The organism is Paenibacillus sp. JT22N15, from assembly GCF_059383755.1.
Window position 1 is genome coordinate 532,055 of sequence record NZ_JBXENV010000003.1, and the last position, 20,170, is coordinate 552,224.

Consider the following 20,170-nt stretch of genomic DNA (forward strand, 5'->3'; position numbering starts at 1 on the left):
CTTTATGTATATGACTTCTTTTAATTGGAACTATATAAAAATTTTGCTATACTAACAGATGCTAGATTTATGCTCTATGAATTGAAATTCTACTTTTTCTACTTTTACTAGTATCCAATGAGAAGGAGGAAAACAAGTTATGTTAATAAAAAAAGCAGGAAAAACAGTTGCCGCCACCCTTCTTGCCTTATCCTTGATCGGTACTGCTCCAAATATCGGTGATGTCTACGCAGCACCTGCAATATCGGTCACGCTGGATAATGTTCTACTGCCATTTGATGCAGCACCGCGGATAGACAAAGGGGTTACTTATGTCCCCTTCCGGACGGTTGGAGAGGCTCTTGGAATCCAAATCACTTGGAACAGCAAGACACAAACGGTCAAAGCGGCAGGCAGTCTTAAAGGGGAAATAACGGAGGTACTTCTTCAAGTGGGGAGCACTACGGCTACCGTCAACGAGAAAAAAGTGAAGCTGGCTGCAGCGCCGATTCAACTAGAAGGCCGTGTGCTTATCCCGCTCAGTTCGTTCAGCAGCCAATTCGGTGTCGCTGTGGCCTGGAATCAAACAACACGCACGGTTTCCCTTCTATCACCACAACGCGAAATGCATTTGAGAGCCTTCTATGCCCTGCAATCTTTTCAGGAAAGAGATCTGGTTTCATCCATGAATTCTGTAGCTTTTGGGTGGAGCCGCATCGATCGCGAAGGCCAGTTTACCCTGCAAGGTGACGAGTACCGACTGCCTGCTGCGGCAGGTGACGTTACGCCTCAATCCATTGTGGCGGATGCAGCGAATCAGGACATCAAACCGTACCTTATGGTTTATGCTTTAGACGGGAACGGTGAACTAACCAAGGTTTTGAGTGACAGCAGCTTGCGCCAGAAGTCTATACAGGGCATAACGGATTCCGTTGCGGAGAACGGTTTTGGCGGGATTGTTCTTGATTTTGAGGGGTTGGGATATAAGCTGGATGCTTTGCAACAGCAGAAGCTGCTAAACGATTACGTTAAGCAGTTGAAAAATTCCTTGCCTAAGGATATCTCCTTATCTTTAGCAGTGCCACCATTGAATAGCGCCTATAAAGGCTACGATTATAAGACTCTCGCTTCCATTGCAGATGATCTTATCATTATGGCTTATCAGTTTAATCCGATTGGGACCAAATCACAGGTACCCGAACCTAATAGTCTTGTAGATGAGGCGATTCAACTTGCACTGGATGCTGGTGCGCCTAAGGAAAAGCTCCTGCTTGGCATCAGCCTAAGCAGTGAAACGCCCTCTTCCATCAAAGATAAGCTAGGTCTTGCCAAGCGTTATGATTTGAAAGGAGCGGCCTTCTGGCGTCTAGGTTTATTCCGTGCCTATAACGACCAGATGGAAAGCGCTGTGAATACTTCGGTTTTAAAAGAGTAAACTTATCAAAATGCCCTAGTTCCTAAATTTCTATTTAATCATCTGCCATTCATTGAACCGAATCTCCTGACACGCTCATTTGCAACATTGGAATCAAATGATTCCCCAAAATGCTTGAGTGAACAAAGGAAATATCGGTTCAATTCCTTTAGGTGGAGACAGGCTAGCACAGCAGCAAGCGGCTGCGTTCCATGCATCAACATAATTTAACCGAATATAGGGGCTATATGAGATTAACCGGCTTGAGCACGAGATCTTTTTGAAACGCGAGTACCTCATCCCAATCCCCATGAAAAACCGGTATCCGGTAGTACCCTACTCTTTCATAAAGCGCCGCCGCTTCAGGCTGCTTGGGACCTGTCTGCAGCTTCAGATTGCTGTAGGCAAATTCGAGCGCAAGACGCTCCGCTTCAGCCATAATTGCCTGAGCAACACCCTTCCGGCGGAAATCTGAACGTGTGTATACGCGCTTGACCTCCACTGATGTTTCATCAAGGGGCCTGATTGCCCCGCAGCCTACAGGATACCCATCCAGACGGGCAACAATAAAGGCTGATCGCGGTGCCTCCACGTCGGATAGCTGGAATCCTGCTGTCCCATCACCGCCATATAACAATCCTAGTTCTTCGCTTAGCTCCTTAATTAATTGCTCGGAATCCTTGCTTCGTACATCTTCAGCAGCAGCAACCACAATCGATGGCATATTAAAAACCCCTTTATCTCATTGGATTTATTGGTTTTAAAGTGTTTTATATAAATTATCATGAACGATCCTAAGCGTCAATTACTCCATCGATTGAATTTTTCAATAAGTATTTCTTAAAAAGCTATATTCACCTACCCAATCAAGCCCATTCATTTGAATGCAACATTTTTTTAAGTTATATCACGCAACAGATTTGCGGAAAATACGGGAACTGTTTGCGGTGCTATATCCAAATAAAAGAATTATACTAAATAAAAAAAGTTCGTCCTTGATAGCGGTTCTATATCGAATACGAAAAAACAAAATTGGAATATAACGGAACGAAATTTCCGATTCATAATTGAAAATGATTTGTATGTATGTCATACATATTGCAGGAATATCGTCTATTGGTTTTCGTCAATCTAAGGCTTTTCCTACGCATAAAAATGAGGTGTTTACTTGACAAGCAAGCTATTATTGCTGCTTTCTCCCGATTTTAGTAAACTAGGGTCAACGATCCAAGAAGAGGTTTTCAAAGATTTTTATCATTTAACTTACGGGCCAATCATGTATATGGTCAAGGATCACAGCGCGGCGGAGGATATTATTCAGGAGGTCTTTTATAAATCCATCTCCCATACGCCACAAGTTCAGGATGAAAGGCAGTTAATAGCATGGATCAGAGTTTTAGTGAAAAATAAAACGCTAAATTATTTGCGAAAACACAAAAAAATTCGTAACGAAGTAGAGCTGGAAAGTGTTTTTATTGAGACGGGTGCTATGCAGTCCCCTTATTCTGCGACGGTGGAGTGCGAGGTCGAGGCGAAGCTGCTGGAAGAGGAATTAATAACGTGCATGCTGGAAATGAAACCGGAATACCGTCTCTTAATTGAGCTTAAGTGGAAGCGACAGTTCTCTTACCGGGAAATAGCTGAACATTTAAACTCGACAGAGGATATTATCCGCCAGAAGCTGTACCGGGCTCGTAAAGCACTGAAAGACAAATGGGATAAGAAACGAGGTGCTGCTAATGGAGGACGAAGAAAATGATCCGTTATTTGAGAAGGCCTTCGAGAAGGCTATCCAGCAAATGCCGCCAGCCTTTCATTCTACCCATCACAACTCATGGCAAATAACGCAAAAAAAATTAAAAGCACTTAACCGCAGAAAGCGTCGAAATCGAGCTCTATCCTATGTCGCCCTAATAACGGCATCCATTATGATTGGATCCTTCCTGTTCGGGACTTCAGCAAAGACCAAGGCCTTTAGCCCTATATATCAATCGATCGTCGAGCTGCCTGGCCAAATGATTTCGTTCTTCTTCGGAAATCAGGATAAAAGCGATAAAGGAGCGAAGACTATCCCTCCTGAAGAACGGGATACCTCGCATGACAAAAGCAACAATGAATCATCTATTCATCCCCTTTCAGGGCAAGAGTCTCATACGATATCGGTCATGGAGGATGAGGTCAATAATAAGCTTACCTTTACACCGCCCTCCTTTCCTCAACTGCCAGAGGGCTATCAATTAAGCCGGATAGATATTTCCGTACAGCCAAACGATGCTAAGTCCAATGAAGTGCTTTATGTATTTAAAAATGAAGAAGCAAAGCTGCTTAGAGTAAATTTGCAGCAATTGGAGTCGGGCTCCGTAGTCGGCTCGCTTGCAAGTGCAGCTAGCTCCACCGTAGAGATCATTCCACTTCTGCGCGGTAAAGGTTATTTAACCAGCATGCCGAATGAAACAAAAAAGCTGGAATTCATGTTAGCTAATCTCTATATTCATATCGTTGGCAATCTCTCCAAAGCTGATTTAATCGCATTTGCTGAATCGATGAACCAAAAATAAAACAGGGGCTCCGCACAGCCGGCCCCTGTTTTATTTTTTTTATGACACAAGAATATGTTCGCTTATAACTTGGCCCTGCTCATAGTTGCCGTTTTCAATGACCCAATGGATGGTACGTACACGATAGTAGTAACCGCTATCTGCGCTCATCGTCACAGAACTGCTAAAAGTATCTTTATTCAAATCGCTTCTGTTCACGCCTGTTCCGTGGGTCACCCATTCATTCCCCGTCCATCTCTCCAAATAGAATGTAATTCCGAGGCTATCAAGCTGATAATAGCCATATGTATAACCTGAGAGCGTCACAGCTTGATTATTCACCTTAGTAATGCGGTTTGTTCCATCAAGCAAGTAAATATGACTTGGATTCATAAAACCCTTCAATGATAATGTTGAAGGTGGTGGTGCCGTAAGCGCAATGCCTTTGCTTATGGTCGGTGCCGCATAGGTGGTAGTCGAAAATAATAAACTGGCAATAATCATTATTCCCATAGCAGCTTTCGACAATCTATTTTTGAATAATAGCAATTTAAATCACCTTTCTTTTTCTAGATATAGTGAGTTTCTTCTTTATTGGCTGCTTCAATAATGCTTCGGATGCTCGCGGCCACCTTCTCCGGCTCTGACAGCAGAAACATATGTCCTCCTTCAAAGCGATGCAGCCGGACATTATGGGCCCATTTCCTCCATCCGTCAGCTTCCTCCGCGCATTTATAGTCTTCAGCACCGTAAAACACGTGCATAGGCGCCTGAAGCAGCGTGTGATCGCTATGTTCAAAGGTTTCGAGTGCCTGAAAGTCCGCCCGGAAAGAGGGCAGGAAAAAGTCGAGCATTTCCCGCTGCTTTATTAGCTCCTCGGGTATGCCGCCTATGGGAATGACGTGATCGAGAAAGGCGTCATCATCAAGATGCGCTGTTCGCTCACGCTTGCTTTGTGGCGGCTGAATAGCTGAAATAATGACCGCTTTAGCGACTATTCCTTGCTGCTCCAGCTTCTGTGCCAAACGGTATACAACCATTCCACCCATGCTGTGTCCAAACAGGACGAATGGCTGTTGAAAATACGCAGCAAGCTCCCTCGCATACAGCTCCACCAATCCCTCCAAATTTGGAATCAAGGTCATGCTGTTCGTTCCATGTCCAGGAGGTTCAACCGCGAGCAGCTGGCAATCATTTTGAACAAAATGGTGCAACGGCCAGAATGCAGCAGAATATCCTCCCGCGAATGGAAAACAGATAAGTGGAATTTTTCCAGTTCCCGTGCAAAACGTTTTGAGCAATGGATTCATTTTTTCACAGGCCTCCTTTTTAATAGAAAGCGGATGGTTTGAGCATTCAGTCTGGCGAAGCCCCCTTGCAGCATTTCCCCATGCTTTCCAAAGCCTTGATGCTCCACATATTCTCCCGTTCCCGCAGCCCTTTTCCAGGAAGAGAGCTCGGACGAAAGTGTAAATGCGGTTTCGGATTGAATCAGATGAATAGAAGTATGAACTTGCCCCTCCGCAATCCACTCTACGTAATATTTATAATAGGCCGCTGTTTTGCGAACGATTCCTTCACGAACTGCGTCTATTTGCAGCGCAATATTTTGCTTATTGGCTTCCATAAGCTCTGCAACGTCACCTTCCACTGTACGGCCCTTCAAATCACTCACGTTATTTTTCCAATAAGAATCAATCATGATTAGAACTTCTACCTGCCTGCCGCCCCGTTCCAATTGTTTGGCAACTTCGAATGCTAGAGCGCATCCAGCAGAATAACCGATTAAGATGAAGGAGCCATGCGGCTGAATGCTCTGCATTTGGCTGGCATAATGAGTGATGCGATCCTCCTCTTCAATAAAATCAAAAGCGTGAACGCGATAATTAGGCAGCTGGTCCGCAAGCTCCTTGAACACTATGCCATACCCAAGCACCGGAGGGAAAGCAAATAAATGGGGGCCACCCTTAGGGTTAAGCAGCGTCAGATGCGCTGAAGCCCTAGACACCGTTTGCCCACTTTCGACCCATTCCTGCAAATAAGCTGCAATTTCAGCAATTGTCGGCGTCTCAAACAATAATTTTATGGGGATGTCGATCTGAAATTCCTTTAGCATGATAGAACAAAGCGTCATCGCTTTCAGCGAATGACCCCCTAGAGCAAAAAAATCATCATGAATACCGACTCGTGCTACCCCGAGTACCTGACACCATACTACAGCGAGCCTGGCCTCGGTATCATTGCGAGGAGGTGCGTAGTGTTCGGATTCATTCATGAACTCCGTCATTGCAGGCAAGCTTCGCCGATCCACTTTTCCATTGGCGGTCAACGGCAGTCGATCAAGAAAAACAAAGGCTGGCGGAACCATATAGTTTGGCAACATGCTTAGCAAATAATTGCGAAGCTGATTCTTGCTTAACTCCATTTGAGGCTTCAATACAACATAAGCGCAAAGCGATGCCTCGCCCGAAGCACGACATGCAACAGACAGGAGCGCTTCTTTAACCTGCTCAAGTTTTACAATCTGTTTCTCGATCTCACCTAGCTCAATACGATGGCCGCGAATTTTCACTTGATCGTCGACGCGTCCTATAAACTCGATATTCCCATCGGGCAGCCACCTTGCCAAATCACCACTGCGGTAAATACGCTCTCCTTGTACAAACGGATTTGGAGCAAATTTCTCTGCGGTTAAAGCTGTCCGATTCAAATACCCTAGCGCCAGCCCCTCACCGCCCAGGATAAGCTCCCCGACCGCTTCAATCGGCTGAAGCTGATCCGTCTCATTTACAATATAAGCTGAAGTCTGATTAAGCGGCTTGCCAATGGGGATGGAAGCCATATCCTCCGAAAGCGCATGAACCGGATAGAAGGTCGCAAACACCGTACTTTCCGTTGGGCCATATACATGAATGATTTTATCCGGTCCCATGCTATGCAGCGCTTTGCGTACATGATTCACCGATGAGCGTTCTCCGCCGAACAGCACCTTGCGGATGCTCTTCATCCACGAATCCTCCTCATCTACGAGCAGATTGAACAGCGCCGTCGTGACGAACATGACCGTAATTTTCTCTTCTTTAATGAACTGTACAAGCTTGCCAGCATGCATAATCGTATCGCTTGGAGCAAGCACCAGTGCAGCCCCAATTAACAATGCGCCGAATAAGTCAAAGGTGAAGCCGTCAAAAGCATAATTGGACAACGACAGCACGTTGTCATTCTTAGTTATTTCAATATAGTTCGTATTAATCGCAATCCGCGAAATATTGGCATGTGTGATCAGCGCCCCCTTAGGCTGGCCAGTCGTACCAGAAGTGTACATCACATAAGCAAGCCTGTCCAAGCCTCCGGGAGTCGTCGCTAATGTGTCTATTGGCGCTTCCCCAGTGTCTAAATTGCTGGCGGCAGCTTCCTTATACAGCTCTGGATCATCGAGGTACAGAAGGGTTCCTTGATACTCTACTTTCTCGATAACGCTTGTCAACGAATACTGCGTGAGCAGCAGCTTCGCTCCGCTATCCTCCAGCATGTAGCTGATTCGCTGCTCTGGGTACGCAGGATCGATTGGGACGTACGCCGCCCCAGCCTTAAGAACGGCTAAAATAGCTGCAATCATATCTGATGAGCGGTGAACGAGCAGACCAACGATAGTCCCGTCGTTAACTCCTCTGCCGCGAAGCACGTAAGCGAGCTTATTTGCACGAGCGTTCAGCTCAGCATAAGTAAATAATCCATCTGGAGCAGAAAGGGCAAGATGTTCCGGCGTATTCTCCACCTGCCATTCGAATCGCTGAGCAAGCGTCATATTGCTTGCTGCTGCCATTTCCCCGTCCCGGCCATCCAGACGGTTAAAAGCGAATAAGCGATGCGCTTCTTCCTCCGGCACAATTTCAAGCTCACCAAGCGGCTTATTGAACTCCCTCACGAGCTGGCGGATCATGTAGATGAGCTGCGCCTTCAAGCGTTTAATGAAGGAGCTTTCATACACATTGGCATTGTATGCTAGCTTCATCACCATCTCTTTGCCAGGCCCAGCGAGAAGATTAAGATCATAATTGCTTTTTTCGAAAATATGAATGTCACCCATCGTAAATCCCAGACTCTGCTCGTCACTTTGTTTGCCGGCCTCTTGAAGCGGATAATTCTCGAACACAACAATATGATCAATTAACGTCTGCTGGCCTATTCGGCTCTGGATATTATAAAGCGGCACGTACTGATGCGCTTCGGTTTGCACTGAAAGTCTCTGCATTTCCGATACTAATTGCTTGAAGGTCATATCCGGTACGATCTGGACACGGGTTGGGATTACGTTGATAAACAGGCCCACCATACTCTCCACACCGCTAATCTCAGCGGGACGACCCGATACAACTGCTCCAAACAACACATCGCTGCTGCGCTGATAACGGCTAAGCAGAATAGCCCAAACGGCTTGAATCGCTGTGCTTAACGTAACCTGATGCTCTCTTGCCAGTCTAGAGAAAGCCTCACTGTCTTCCTCTCCAAGCTTAAAATGAAGCTCGCCTGACGAATAACCTTCCTCCCTGCGTCTGCTGCGCTGCTCGGCGAAAGACTCCTGCCCCTCAAATTCAGCTAAATAGCTCGACCAAAAGACAAGCGAAGCCTCCTTATCCTGCTTGCCAAGCCAGTTGATATATTCCTTATATGGTTTCGAGACGGGCAGCTCGTATGGCTTATGATTCAGCAAGGCGCTGTATATCTGAAACAGCTCCTTTACAATAATGCCAAAGCACCAGCCGTCCAGCATAATGTGGTGATAGCTCCATATCCATTCATACGTGTCCTCACCTGTCTTAAAAACGGTCGTCCGCATTAAAATATCTTTGGACAGATCAAATCCCAGCATTTTATCCTGCTGCTTGAAGGCAGCAAGCTGTCGCTGCTGCTCTTCTTGGGGCTGATCACATAAATCTATTTCCTGAACATGGAACGCTCGCTGCTTGAATACAACCTGAACCGGCCGGTTGATTTTCTCGTGGAGGAATACGGTACGAAAAATATCGTACCGATCCATCAACACGTTCATGCTTTGTTCCAGCAAATCTTTGCGAAATGAGCCTTTCACCGAAATGGCCAGTTGCTCCATATAATAGCTCTGTCCGGGGTGCAGAAGCGTGTGAAACAGCATGCCCTCTTGCATAGGCGATAAAAAATAAATATCTTGTACTTGATCCTTCTGAAAAGTAATCCCGTTCACCTGTGCTTGGCCTCCTTCTATCCATTCCGCAGCAAGTTAAACTGCGCGCTAATTCATTCTCTTAGCCAAACTTCTCTGCCAGCATGTCAAAAATATCTCCGACCTCTTCGAGCTGCAATTCGCTCGCCGTAAAGTCGCTAGGTGTGAAATCTCTGTCTGTCTTGGCTGTACAATGCTGAATTAATACAAGCAAATGATGGTGGAAGCGATCCATCAGCTGATCTATCGTAGCTCGCAAATATTGCTTTTTATTGTAGGCGCAAGACACAACGAGGCGTTCGCCTCTTACCATACCGCTTAAGCTGAGCGCATACAGCGCTTCAGATTCCGGGCTTGTTTGCGCGCCCATATCGTATACGGATGGTGAAAGCAAGTCTGTTTGCACCTCGCTGTCGAATTGCCCCAAATAGTTGAAGCTGATTTCCGGTTTGAATGAGAAGGTGAGCCCTGCTTTATGCTCATCAGCTGCCAAATATCGCAGCAGGCCATAACCGATTCCCTTATTGGGAATATGGCGCAAATCTTCTTTCACCCGTTTTATTTGATAGGCTAAATCGTCCGTATAGCTCATGTCGAGCACAACCGGATATTGGGAGGTAAACCAGCCTACCGTTCGTGATACGTTAATAGCTACAGCTACCGGCATAATCACCTCCAGCTTGACTACTGAATCGGCTGGTTTGCCATTTTGCTGGACAACGGTTTTGTTCCCTTCCTGCTGCAATCCATTCCCTCATGCGATCTAAGCTTGAGAAAACCGCTCAAATTGGCAATACTCGTTCCGGGGTAAAACTGCTCGGTATACCAAATTCGTTTTTGCGCATGTGTTAATGGATAATAAAAACGTTTCATCAAATTACCCCCAATAACTTGTTTTGATAAATAAAAAACTGCCCGGATTTTGGACAGTCTGCTCCCATTTTCCAGCAACCTGTCAACCGTAGCATCGTCTGATGCCTTAGGCCATGGCTTTGCGTCCCTATGTTTCCATAGGTATGCCTTTATCCATTTTATGTTTGTTTTATTCCATTCCTAATCTATAAACAATCCGTTCATCAAATAGTTACGTTTTTTACATTTTTTTATATTTTCATTCGACAAAAAGTTTTTGGGAGAGGGGTCCTATTAATATGAAGAGAATGAAAGTCTATGGGAGGAGACGAAACTTGGATAGACTAGAACGAAATAATCCTGCGCAGATTTATCTTCCTTGATACGTAACGCTATGAAAATTTTAAAACAAAAAAGCCGCCATTTAGGCGGCATCAGGCTGTCGAGAAGGTCTCGACAGCCATCTTTATAAGCATTCAGTTTAACGCATCACCGCGTTTCTGTGGTATCGATTTTTCCTTTATTGTCTAAAAGGTTCGGCATATGTATTCACAAGATAATGGGCGTCCAGCCATTGATCCGCTTATTCTTTTCAAGATCATCTTTCTGGGCTATTTCTTCAGGTGTCAGCTTTATGGAAAGAGCAGCTGCAGCATCCTCAATATGCGATATTTTTGTAGCACCAACAATAGGTGAGGTTACAGGTTCTTTCTGAAGAGTTTCAGGCTTTTATCAATCTCGCTCATAATGGCCTTTCGAGAAAGTCCGGCACCGTTTGGACCTGCATGCGCCCATTCACCTTAGTAGCCAGCACGATTTCATCCCGATTTGCATATTCCTTTAAAGCAGGTCCAATAACCGCCTCACTTGATCCGGCTGAATATACATTAGCTGTATCAAAAAAATTGATACCAAGCTCTAGTGCTTTTTTAATAACGGGACGACTGTCTGCTTCATTAATAATCCATTGAAGCCCTCCTTGCACGGCTACTCCGAAGCCCATACAGCCCAGACAAATTCGGGATACATCCAAGCCCGTATTTCCGAGTTTCACATATTCCATTTGATTGTTCCTCCATTTATTCATTATTTTTCAACAAACGTTTCACAAATAAAGTGAACAGCAGCAAGGAAATCGCAACAGACAAAGCGCTGACCGTGAATAACGCCTGATAGCTCATATACTGGGAAACCCAGCCTAGCACGATCGCACCGAGCCCGATGCCAAGATCATTAGCAGTCGATATCGAGGCGTTGGCAACTCCGATTCGCTCTGGATGGGCCAGACGGATCGTTGCCGCTTGAAGGGCCGGCTGCGCGGAGCCAAACCCGATGCCATATAAAATCGCCGCAACAAGCACACCGCCTAAGCCGGTCGACATGCTGAGCACAATCAAGGCGCCAATCGTAATGACAAGGGCTGGTACGATAACAGAAATCTCTCCGTATCGATCCGAAAGTTTTCCCGAAATGGGACGGCTGAGTGCCAGTGATGCAGTAAGGGCCAGAAAGAATGCGCCGGAATTGACCTGAATCGACTTAGCGAACAGCGGAACAAATGTTGTAATGCCCCCATACGCGATAAACAGAAAAAAGACGGATGCCGCAATCGGCAAAACGGATTTTTCGAACAATTCTATTTTTCTTACGCCCGTTTTGGGCTGGAAGGGCATTTTTGCTCCTAACGTCAGGAGCAGCGCTATCGCAGAGAGGACGACGGCGATTAAAAACAAAGCGCTGTACGACTGGTTCTCTGTCACCCAGAGCCCGAACATCGGACCGACTGCCATAGCCAAGGTCATGGATGTGCTGAACCATCCCATTCCTTCGCCGCGGCGGCCCGCTGGAATCATGTCTGTAATCGCTGTCATTGAGGCGGTTGTAGAAACGGCCCAGCTCATACCATGCAAAATTCTGAGCCCCATCAGCACAACAATTCCTCCAACCCAGTTATACATATACATTGCCAGGATGAACAGAATAAGCCCCCAAATGAGAAACGGGCGCCTGCCGAATTGGTCCAGCATCCCGCCGACGATGGGGCGAAAAATAACGGCGGACAGCATAAACGCGCCCATCGCCAGCCCGACCTGCGATTCGCTGCCTCCCATCTGTGTGATGAATAGCGGCATCGTCGGATACAGCATATAAAAGGCATTAAACAAAAATAGGTTTCCTATCGTCATGAGCGTAAACGATTTCGTCCATAGACGTTCCATTGTTCTTTCCCCCCGTTTTTTACGTATAATCCCCGATGCGTTTTTCGGACATCAAAAACATTGAATTTCTACTATTCCTTGATTCATTAATGTACTCACGTCTATAATTATAAACAGACACCGGACATCTGCAATTGCTAAATGAGCTGGATTTGTTAAGTAATGAACAGTTGCATCATCATTGTCTATTATTAAAGAAAGATTGGTGATTCCCAGTTGGCTAAAGTGGATCGGAGAATACTCAAAACCCAGGAAGCGTTAAAAAAAGCGGTTATTGATTTGATGTCAGAGAAAAATTTTGATGATATTACGATCCAGGATCTTTCCGATAGGGCGAATGTGAGCCGCGGAACGATCTATCTTCATTATTTGGATAAATTTGATTTGCTGGACAAGCTTATCGAAGAACACATCAACGTGTTAAGGGAAATGTGCAAATCCGCAGCCGAATTGGAATTTACCGAAGCCACTTTGATGTGGACGGAATACTTTGAGCTTCATTATTCCTTTTTTTCCATGATGCTGGCGAGTAAAGGCGCCCCCTACTTTCGCGGCCGGTTTCTCGACTTGCTTATCGAAGAATTAACGAATGAGGTTGAGGTAATCAAAGGGAAGAATGAGAAGTTAAATGAAGATCTTCTAGTCAGGTTTATTGCCTCTGCTTACGTAGGGGTTGTGGAATGGTGGTTTACGAATGACAAGCCTGTCCCCCATCATGTCTTGGCAGAGCAACTGGGGACGTTGCTTGAGCGAAATGTGTAAGAAAAGGCCCCCATTATGCTGAGGGCCGGAGGCATCCCTTTTTACAGGCAGGCGCAGCTTCAACAAAAGTCCTCGCGTTAGCTGCATGCCTGCACTTCTTATCTAGAGTGCTGTTTGGTCGGACGATACATGTACATTCTCAGTAAAATAGCTAACAAACTAAATACCAAAAATATAATTCCTCCTAACACGATGTATCGTGTACCCATCCCTGATAAAAACAATCCTAATACGATGGGGTAAGTCACGACTGTTCTCATTGGATTTTTAGAGAGCAGCCTCCCTCCGATTAAGTTGCCCAGCAAACTGGCCAAGCCATATAAAAATAACGTCAAGCTTAACATTTTCCCCGAAATATGAGTAATGGTTTCAAGGTACTGCAATGTAACTGCTAACACTAGCCCCTGCTGAGCCTATAAGTACAACAGCAGCAATAGCTAGCCAAATAATCGGTTTTTTTAATACGCTTAACTGGGCTCCGTATGAAAGTTTTTCCGTAACATGCATAGATGGTATAAATAGCCATGTTGCGATGAAGGCCACAGCATTTACGACAGCAAAAAAGACCATCGCCATTTCTATGGAAGTTTCATTAGCTATAAAATTTGTGATGGGCACACCAAGTACCATTCCTGCGGTCACGCCAAGCATCACTTTAGAAATAGCTTTTGGAGCCTCTTCCTTGCTTACGGAGCTAGCAGCTGCTGTCAAAGACAAGGAACAATAAATGGGATGGAAAAAGCCTGGAATAATACGGGCGATTAGTGCAACGGTGAAGGTTGGCGCAAATAGGGATACTATATTACAAACAACAAAAATCCCGAGGACCAGCAGCATGACTTTCTTGCGATTTATACCGGAAAATAATAATGGCATTGTGGGACCTGCGATTGAAACGGCTAGGGAAGAATACTGTGCGAAGCGGAGGTTGAATCAGCTTCCAAAGATGGGGCATGAGCTGGTTCGAATATTTTGAATGTCATTATTTGTTTTTTCAGCCATGTTGGCAAGCAAAGGAGCTCCCTTCTTTCGCAGCCGCTTCCTAGAATTTGTCATAGAGGATATTAAGCGCAGCTGGGAAATGACGGAGGGGAAAAATCGTGGAATCAATGAAGATGTAATGGTTCAATTTTTTGCACCAGCTTACGTAGGAATTGTGGAATGGTGGTTTCTAAATGGAATGCCCTATCCCCCACGTGTCATGGAAGAGCAAGTAGAAAAGCTGCTGGATATGAATCTTTCATAGTTCGATTTGCCGCAGGCAGACACCCGTAATGCCTATCTTAAACGCAATAATCCCCCAGACAAAGGCTGGGGGATTATTGCTATGAATGAAAATTAAACGATGAACTATTCATACTTTCCTATCCTTGTTCTCCTTTTGAGAAAGCTTCTTTCAGTTTGTCACTCATCAGGTTCCAGGCATCTTCTGCGACGGCTAGATCACCATAATGGGTAAATCCGTGCGCTGCTCCCTCATATTGTTTATGCAGCACCTTCACACCGTGTTGTTTCAGCTTTTCTGCATAGGCTATGCCTTCTTCAGCCAACGAATCTTTCCCAGCGGTAATAACCAATGCTTCGGGCAGTCCTTGAAGGGCTTCCGCATAAACAGGCGAAGCTAGCGGACTATGGGCATCGTCTGCGGAAGCCAAATACATGGAGTTAAACATTTTTGCCATTTCCGCCGGGATCGCTTCCTCAAAGCTTGGTTTTAAAGCGGGATCCTTTGCCAAATCCAATGGCGCATAATCAATAATTTGCAATAAAATCGGAAGCTCGCTCCCACTCTGTTGATTTAACAAGCATACAGCGGCAGCCAGATTGCCGCCTGCACTATGTCCCCCGATCGCCATGATCGCTGAGTTGATTGAAAAAGACTCTGGATGCTCGTGAACCCACTTCGCAACGTCATAACATTCATGAACCGCAGTCGGGAATCTATGTTCAGGAGCGAGCCGATAATCGACATTAATGACGACACAGCCAGCCCGATGGGCAATCAATCGACACCAAGGATCATCCATTTCTGCCTTTCCCAAAATAAAGCCGCCCCCGTGCATATTGATGTATACAGGTAGAGAATCAGACAAAGCAGATTCCGGTGTATACACTAGGACACGGGTATCCCCAGCACTGGTAGGAATGATGGCCTCTTGCCTTTGTACAGCAAAGCTTGCGCTTGGCTGGAGCGCAGCTCCCGTACCCACCACATTTTCACGAAATCTTCGCACCATTTCCAGTTGTTGCTTATGATCCATTTGCTGTCTATCCATTGTCAAACACTCCATTCTATTTTTAAGGTTTTATTTAGAGCTTTTCTCAATCAGTTCCTGCAGCCGAATGCTGGAGTTGTTAATATTGCCGATAAAATCGTAGATGACATCGATATTCTTCTCCTGCTCTTGTGTCGTGGTCAGTACCCCTTCGGTTGCTGCTGCATGCTTTTGAGAAATACCCGAGATATGATCAACCTGCGTCCGCACTTGAGAAAAGATTACACTCATTTGATCCGTCATGTCCAATTCCTGGGCTATGTATTGATCCATCTGTTGAAAAGTAGACCTGATGCTGTCAAAGCTTTCAAGCACTTGCTCGGTGAGCGCCTCCCCTTCTTTAGCTGCCACGCTGCCGTTGCTAGCCTTTTCAACCACAAGCTGCGTTTTGCTTTTAATATTATGAATAATCGTGTTGATTTGTTTAACCGAGTTTAAGCATTCCTGAGCAAGCTTCTGAACTTCATTCGCCACGACCGCAAATCCCGCTCCCGCGTCCCCCGCCCTGGCGGCTTCAATATTAGCATTTAAAGCGAGAATGCTGGTCTGATCGGAAATTTGCTTAATGGCTAACAGGAAAGTGTTCACATCATCCACGCTTTTGTTTAATTCCTGAACGGTAGTTAATGAATCCGATACAGTCGAGTTGATAATATTCATTTGTTTGCCCATTTGAACGATTCGCTCCGAGCTTTGGCGAACGGCCCTTCCGTTGCTGCCTGAGAGGTCGGCGAGATTGTGGGACAGCTGATTGATTTCCGACATCTTCCCATCCGCATGGTTCATCATTTCGCTTATATGAGCCATGCTTTCAGACTGATCTCGAATTCCCACCGTCACTTCCTGTATGCTGGCCGTTATCGTATTGCTCATCTTCTTTAAAACGCCAATATCGTGATTACAGTTGGCAATATCGGCATTTAACGAGGAAGTGTTCTCGTGAACGACACCGACCATATTATCCCGCTCGTCCAACAGCTCCCGGGCTTCGGCTTCTTTATGCCGGCTTACATGAATGAGATCGTTTCCGCGTTTACAGACAAAATATAACGCTACAATCGTCAGTTCGATGAAACCGATCGTCATATAAAAGGTTGTATCGAATTGCTCGTGTTTGGAGTAATAAATGACAATATAGGATATATTGTACAAGCCTCCGAATCCGAATAGCAGCACTCTATTCAAATAAAGTGAAACGACACAAAGCACAACCATAATGAGCATGCCCGCACCAGCCGATTCGATATAGGCGGTTGTGCAGGTTAATATGGCAATCATCAAAGTAACCATCGTTTGAATCGGGTATTTTTTTCTAGACATTAGTACCGTCGCAACGACCAGCTCCAAAAACAGCGAGAAAACCACTTCAACTTTAACTTGGCCGCTAGCAAGAAAGAGACAGAAGGATAACAAAGCAAGCCATAAAATGCAGGCGATAATTGGGTTGACTTTTTCAGTGTTGCTTCTCAAAAAGCTGTTTTTCATTTGTCTTCTTCCCCCGGATGATAGTGTCTGATAATTTTTATAATGATTAAACAAATGTTAAGCACAATCAAGCCAATTACATAGATGGGTCCACACCCTCTTCCTCTGTCAAAGACTCCTTCTTCTTTTTGTACAGCATATAAATGCCTATGAGAAAAAACAAAGCACTGCATGCCATCCCAAACAAAGCGCTGACGCTTATGGCATAAGGTGAAGCTTGCATCGTAAGCAAAGTCGTTTGAGTGACAACAATGGACACCATTGCATCAATAAAATTAAACATTTTCAGCGTGGAAATAATTGGATTTTTCAGATGCCGGTAAACGATATTCCCATAGATGGCTACTGCCAGCTTCGTAAAGGCGACGGCCGCTACCAGATAAACAATAAAACCGTCGAAGATAAAGACGTCTCTAGCCAGATACATGCGCAAACAGACCAGCATATAGGAGACAACTAGCAGGCAGAGAAAAAAGCCGCTGCGTTTATACACGCTGAATTCCAAGTCATACTTTTGCTCAGGAGATTCAATCTTTTTGGCCACGGCATACATGTGAAGGGCCTGTCCTTTGGCAGCGCAAAGGATCAAATAATACAACGCATTCGTAATGAACCAGCCGGAAAGGAGATAGAGGCCAAGGACTAACTTGCCGATGCCAATAAAAATATTAAGGACAAGCGATGCGGTATTTACGATGGCAGTCCGATCCTGAGCATTTCTGAGGTAATGAGCTAGCATCTCCTAAATTTATAGCCTCCCTTCGGATCGTCATTCCTTTACTTTGCTAGCAAGCTATTCCCTTTCTGGCACACCTCATAAATTTCGTCATATTTTTGATCAATGAACGGAGCAACTTTGTCCGTTTTTTTCTTGCGAATGCTGCTGTAGCCATAATACGGAATGATCCACCCTGTGATACCGATGAGGGCCAAAATAACCGTGAGCGGCAGCATGCCTGCAACATAGGCAAACGCCGAGCCAGCCATGAACCCCGTTCCGGCTACACCGACAACATAAGCAGTTGTAGAAGCAGCCCTCGTTATAGAACGTTCCAGTCTCTCGATATCCTTTACACAGGCTTCAAATTGTCGCTGCAAACGGGTCAGTTCAGCTTTATTGCGAATGTTGCGGTCCCGCTTATACTTCATCGTTACAGCACCGACGCTTTGGATTGGAGTCGCTTTTCCTTCCAGCATCCAGCCAAAATGGGTATATCCATCTGCATAAAGGGATTCTTTGCCGCGCTTTACCGTAATATCCTTGTATTCATAGCCTACGAAGTTATTTTCATTTTTAATAATCTCGCTCAAAATCTCTATCACTCCTTGCATAATCGCCCTTCATTTGGTGTACCTATCGTATCGAACATTTGTTTATAAGTTGCTTATGAAATGTTTGAGAAATGTTAATACGTTAGGATTGGCATAAAAAAAGCCTGGATTCGAGGTTTTCGAATTCAGGCTGCTTGTTAGCGATAAAGATAGTTTCTCATTTTTCAACTTTTGTTAATTTGATAAGGCTGGTACAATTTCTTGAATGTCCTCGTTAAATGAAATAATAGTGCCTACTTTTTTTGAAAAATGATCTGGATCGCCTTTTTTCAATAAAACTAAAGGTTCATCCTTTACACCCAAACCTATAAACAGCCGCTCCTTGCCGATGGATTCGAGCACGAAGTTTTTGTATAACGCTTCTAATTCATAAAACTTCTCATCCTGCACAAAACATTTGTTGATTCTAATGTTTGGAGCCATTTCGTCGCCGCAGACAGGGCATTTAGGCACAAGCTCATGAGGAATTTTACAATCCACTGTGTTCTCGACCATATCTCTGATTAGTATTTCATTATTGTAAAGCCGGTCATGGCAGCCGACTGCACATTGCAGGTATCTGTAATTGCCATGCGTTTCAAATACTTTGTCGGGTGAAAAACCTGCGAGCTCAAACTGGCTGTCGAGCGTAGTGGTGAGAACGAAATATTTTTTGTCCTTAACCAAGCGGTATATCTCCTGGTAAAGCTTAGTTGGCCCCGTCTCAAAACGATTAAGGCGGATACGTTTTGCCCAATACCCCCATCTGTCCTCCTGTGTAGGAAACGGGTAAAAACCGGAAGAATACATATCTGTTAAATCAAACTTGCGAATAAATGGGGCGAAATTATCTGTAAATCTTTTACCGCTATAGGTTATACCAGCAGCAGCCGAGACGCCCGCACCACCGCCTAACAAAATATATTCAGCCCCTTCTATTTCCTCTTTTGCCTTTTCGATACGCAATTGATAATCGTCCATTTTCCCCATCCAATCCTTCTAAGTTCGAAAGCGGTTACAATACTAAAGCTGCTAGGTTAAAACTCGATTGCTTGCTTCCCCCTCTGCTATTCGATATTATCGCATTTGGAGTTAACTCCATGTCAAGAGCTTTTCGGAATGCCTTGACCATATTTCATGGAAAAACAAGCAGTGAAAGGGTTGGCAGAAGATGAAAAGTTGTTTGTCTTTCATTAAAATAAAAAAAGTCGCCCTATTGGCGACTTACTCTGCACAGACGACTCTACTCTATCCTAATTTTCTCCAATCAGCTGCTTCAGCTTCGGAAATACCCGTAGCGCATTGTTATAAAAAACATCCTCCCAGTGAGCCTCAGGAATCAGATGCTTCACAAATCGGATATAAGCATCCAGCTGAACAAGCGGCCAATCGGTACCGAACACAAGCCGATCGTATTTTTCGGCAAACACAATGGCACGTCGGAAATGATCCGTATAGGTTTGCTCCATTAACAACCGTTCCACCTTTGCGGCATCGCCTACTATCCAGCCCGACAGATCTGCGTAGAGATTCGGATTTTTTTCCAGCAATGCGGCTGTTTCCATGACCCAAGGATCACCGAGATGACAAAGCATAAAGGTAAGCTCACGGTGCTTCAAAAAGGTTTCTTCCATCGACAGCGGATGCGAATATTTCAGTAAGCCTTTATCCGAATAAGTCAGTCCTCCATGAATGACGATGGGCAGCTGGTACGCGGAAGCGAGCCTGTACACCGGGTCATAAATTTCATCACCGACATTGTAATGGTAATATCCCGCATACAGCTTAATACCAACGACATGTTTCGAGCGCAACGATTGTTCCAGCGCTTCGAGCTGACCATCCAGATGCAGGGTTAATGGATTAATACCGACACAAGTGAATAGATTGTCAGGAAGCTGGCCGCTTAAATCAAGCAGCATGGGATTAAGGGCTGCCGAATCCGGGAAGGCCCCTTCAACCGTTTCCGTAACGCCCATCCCTACACCAGCGATAACACCAGCGTTTCTGAACTCCTCCAGCAAACCGCTTGCTGTGTAATCAATAGCGGCCAACGTTTGTGCGGTCTCTTTAAAAGCTGCAATATTGGAAAAATGGACATGTGCATCTATAATTTTCATCAAAGTATCCTT

General features: G+C 45.1%; 18 protein-coding genes, 2 pseudogenes and 1 riboswitch. Of the genes and pseudogenes, 6 read left to right on the plus strand and 14 right to left on the minus strand.

All coding sequences use genetic code 11. The features are described 5' to 3' along the window. The first annotated feature begins 139 nt into the window (after window positions 1-139). Complete coding sequence (locus AC50X8_RS08435) at window positions 140-1,414, plus strand: stalk domain-containing protein (protein ID WP_494860460.1); 1,275 nt, start codon at window positions 140-142, stop codon at window positions 1,412-1,414. Window positions 1,415-1,637: 223 nt separating this feature from the next. Here the strand turns inward: AC50X8_RS08435 and AC50X8_RS08440 are convergent, their stop codons facing one another. Beyond that, entirely contained in the window at window positions 1,638-2,117 is a 480-nt protein-coding gene (locus tag AC50X8_RS08440) for a GNAT family N-acetyltransferase (RefSeq protein WP_494860462.1), read from the minus strand. A gap of 444 nt (window positions 2,118-2,561) precedes the next feature. On the opposite strand from AC50X8_RS08440, the gene AC50X8_RS08445 reads away from it, so the two are divergent. Both AC50X8_RS08445 and AC50X8_RS08450 read left to right on the plus strand, forming a co-directional pair. Then, on the plus strand, window positions 2,562-3,152 hold the full coding sequence (locus AC50X8_RS08445; RefSeq protein WP_056040259.1) for an RNA polymerase sigma factor: 591 nt from the start codon (window positions 2,562-2,564) through the stop codon (window positions 3,150-3,152). Beyond that, on the plus strand, window positions 3,133-3,951 hold the full coding sequence (locus AC50X8_RS08450) for a DUF4367 domain-containing protein (protein ID WP_056040257.1): 819 nt from the start codon (window positions 3,133-3,135) through the stop codon (window positions 3,949-3,951). The genes AC50X8_RS08445 and AC50X8_RS08450 overlap by 20 nt, the downstream gene beginning before the upstream one ends. Before the next feature lie 39 nt (window positions 3,952-3,990). Here AC50X8_RS08450 and AC50X8_RS08455 read toward each other — a convergent pair whose 3' ends face one another. The 4 genes from AC50X8_RS08455 to AC50X8_RS08470 form a co-directional block, all read right to left on the minus strand. After that, on the minus strand, window positions 3,991-4,479 hold the full coding sequence (locus tag AC50X8_RS08455; RefSeq protein WP_494879296.1) for a hypothetical protein: 489 nt from the start codon (window positions 4,477-4,479) through the stop codon (window positions 3,991-3,993). A 20-nt stretch (window positions 4,480-4,499) separates the two neighbouring features. Continuing rightward, on the minus strand, window positions 4,500-5,240 hold the full coding sequence (locus AC50X8_RS08460; protein ID WP_494879297.1) for a thioesterase II family protein: 741 nt from the start codon (window positions 5,238-5,240) through the stop codon (window positions 4,500-4,502). Then, window positions 5,237-9,154: a non-ribosomal peptide synthetase gene (locus AC50X8_RS08465; RefSeq protein WP_494879298.1), complete on the minus strand. Its 3,918-nt coding sequence runs from the start codon at window positions 9,152-9,154 to the stop codon at window positions 5,237-5,239. The genes AC50X8_RS08460 and AC50X8_RS08465 overlap by 4 nt, the downstream gene beginning before the upstream one ends. Before the next feature lie 61 nt (window positions 9,155-9,215). Next, window positions 9,216-9,878: a condensation domain-containing protein gene (locus AC50X8_RS08470; protein WP_056040250.1), complete on the minus strand. Its 663-nt coding sequence runs from the start codon at window positions 9,876-9,878 to the stop codon at window positions 9,216-9,218. A 198-nt stretch (window positions 9,879-10,076) separates the two neighbouring features. Then, window positions 10,077-10,164: riboswitch (cyclic di-GMP riboswitch) on the minus strand. A gap of 352 nt (window positions 10,165-10,516) precedes the next feature. Between AC50X8_RS08470 and AC50X8_RS08475 the strand changes: the two are divergent. Further along, window positions 10,517-10,654, plus strand: a pseudogene (locus AC50X8_RS08475) (transposase); the annotation flags it as partial. Window positions 10,655-10,704: 50 nt separating this feature from the next. On the opposite strand, the pseudogene AC50X8_RS08480 reads toward AC50X8_RS08475, so the two are convergent. Next, window positions 10,705-11,048 (minus strand): annotated as a pseudogene (locus AC50X8_RS08480) (aldo/keto reductase); the annotation flags it as partial. 16 nt (window positions 11,049-11,064) lie between these two features. After that, window positions 11,065-12,204, minus strand: a complete 1,140-nt coding sequence (locus tag AC50X8_RS08485; RefSeq protein ID WP_494879299.1) for an MFS transporter — start codon at window positions 12,202-12,204, stop codon at window positions 11,065-11,067. Between the two features lie 216 nt (window positions 12,205-12,420). On the opposite strand from AC50X8_RS08485, the gene AC50X8_RS08490 reads away from it, so the two are divergent. Continuing rightward, entirely contained in the window at window positions 12,421-12,966 is a 546-nt protein-coding gene (locus tag AC50X8_RS08490) for a TetR/AcrR family transcriptional regulator (RefSeq protein WP_494879300.1), read from the plus strand. Window positions 12,967-13,335: 369 nt separating this feature from the next. Here AC50X8_RS08490 and AC50X8_RS08495 read toward each other — a convergent pair whose 3' ends face one another. After that, entirely contained in the window at window positions 13,336-13,842 is a 507-nt protein-coding gene (locus AC50X8_RS08495) for an MFS transporter (protein ID WP_494879301.1), read from the minus strand. Between the two features lie 100 nt (window positions 13,843-13,942). Between AC50X8_RS08495 and AC50X8_RS08500 the strand changes: the two genes are divergently transcribed. After that, on the plus strand, window positions 13,943-14,212 hold the full coding sequence (locus AC50X8_RS08500; protein WP_494879302.1) for a TetR-like C-terminal domain-containing protein: 270 nt from the start codon (window positions 13,943-13,945) through the stop codon (window positions 14,210-14,212). 118 nt (window positions 14,213-14,330) lie between these two features. Here AC50X8_RS08500 and AC50X8_RS08505 read toward each other — a convergent pair whose 3' ends face one another. The 6 genes from AC50X8_RS08505 to AC50X8_RS08530 form a co-directional block, all read right to left on the minus strand. Next, window positions 14,331-15,227, minus strand: a complete 897-nt coding sequence (locus AC50X8_RS08505) for an alpha/beta hydrolase (RefSeq protein WP_494879331.1) — start codon at window positions 15,225-15,227, stop codon at window positions 14,331-14,333. Window positions 15,228-15,272: 45 nt separating this feature from the next. Continuing rightward, complete coding sequence (locus AC50X8_RS08510; RefSeq protein WP_494879303.1) at window positions 15,273-16,727, minus strand: methyl-accepting chemotaxis protein; 1,455 nt, start codon at window positions 16,725-16,727, stop codon at window positions 15,273-15,275. A gap of 76 nt (window positions 16,728-16,803) precedes the next feature. Continuing rightward, complete coding sequence (locus AC50X8_RS08515) at window positions 16,804-17,466, minus strand: hypothetical protein (RefSeq protein WP_494879304.1); 663 nt, start codon at window positions 17,464-17,466, stop codon at window positions 16,804-16,806. 38 nt (window positions 17,467-17,504) lie between these two features. Further along, entirely contained in the window at window positions 17,505-18,038 is a 534-nt protein-coding gene (locus tag AC50X8_RS08520; RefSeq protein WP_494879305.1) for a hypothetical protein, read from the minus strand. A 195-nt stretch (window positions 18,039-18,233) separates the two neighbouring features. Beyond that, on the minus strand, window positions 18,234-19,028 hold the full coding sequence (locus AC50X8_RS08525; protein ID WP_494879306.1) for a Sir2 family NAD-dependent protein deacetylase: 795 nt from the start codon (window positions 19,026-19,028) through the stop codon (window positions 18,234-18,236). A gap of 263 nt (window positions 19,029-19,291) precedes the next feature. Next, a complete protein-coding gene (locus AC50X8_RS08530) occupies window positions 19,292-20,158 on the minus strand; it encodes an amidohydrolase family protein (protein ID WP_494879307.1) in 867 nt (288 codons plus the stop codon). Window positions 20,159-20,170 lie beyond the last annotated feature (12 nt).

Bases quoted from the DNA above. Each gene is read 5' to 3' on its own strand.
- AC50X8_RS08485 (WP_494879299.1), bottom strand. From the start codon at position 12,204: ATGGAACGTCTATGGACGAAATCGTTTACGCTCATGACGATAGGAAAC.
- AC50X8_RS08460 (WP_494879297.1), bottom strand. From the start codon at position 5,240: ATGAATCCATTGCTCAAAACGTTTTGCACGGGAACTGGAAAAATTCCA.
- AC50X8_RS08505 (WP_494879331.1), bottom strand. From the start codon at position 15,227: ATGGATCATAAGCAACAACTGGAAATGGTGCGAAGATTTCGTGAAAAT.
- AC50X8_RS08435 (WP_494860460.1), top strand. From the start codon at position 140: ATGTTAATAAAAAAAGCAGGAAAAACAGTTGCCGCCACCCTTCTTGCC.
- AC50X8_RS08530 (WP_494879307.1), bottom strand. From the start codon at position 20,158: ATGAAAATTATAGATGCACATGTCCATTTTTCCAATATTGCAGCTTTT.
- AC50X8_RS08500 (WP_494879302.1), top strand. From the start codon at position 13,943: ATGTCATTATTTGTTTTTTCAGCCATGTTGGCAAGCAAAGGAGCTCCC.
- AC50X8_RS08510 (WP_494879303.1), bottom strand. From the start codon at position 16,727: ATGAAAAACAGCTTTTTGAGAAGCAACACTGAAAAAGTCAACCCAATT.
- AC50X8_RS08495 (WP_494879301.1), bottom strand. From the start codon at position 13,842: ATGCCATTATTATTTTCCGGTATAAATCGCAAGAAAGTCATGCTGCTG.
- AC50X8_RS08525 (WP_494879306.1), bottom strand. From the start codon at position 19,028: ATGGGGAAAATGGACGATTATCAATTGCGTATCGAAAAGGCAAAAGAG.
- AC50X8_RS08450 (WP_056040257.1), top strand. From the start codon at position 3,133: ATGGAGGACGAAGAAAATGATCCGTTATTTGAGAAGGCCTTCGAGAAG.
- AC50X8_RS08515 (WP_494879304.1), bottom strand. From the start codon at position 17,466: ATGCTAGCTCATTACCTCAGAAATGCTCAGGATCGGACTGCCATCGTA.
- AC50X8_RS08440 (WP_494860462.1), bottom strand. From the start codon at position 2,117: ATGCCATCGATTGTGGTTGCTGCTGCTGAAGATGTACGAAGCAAGGAT.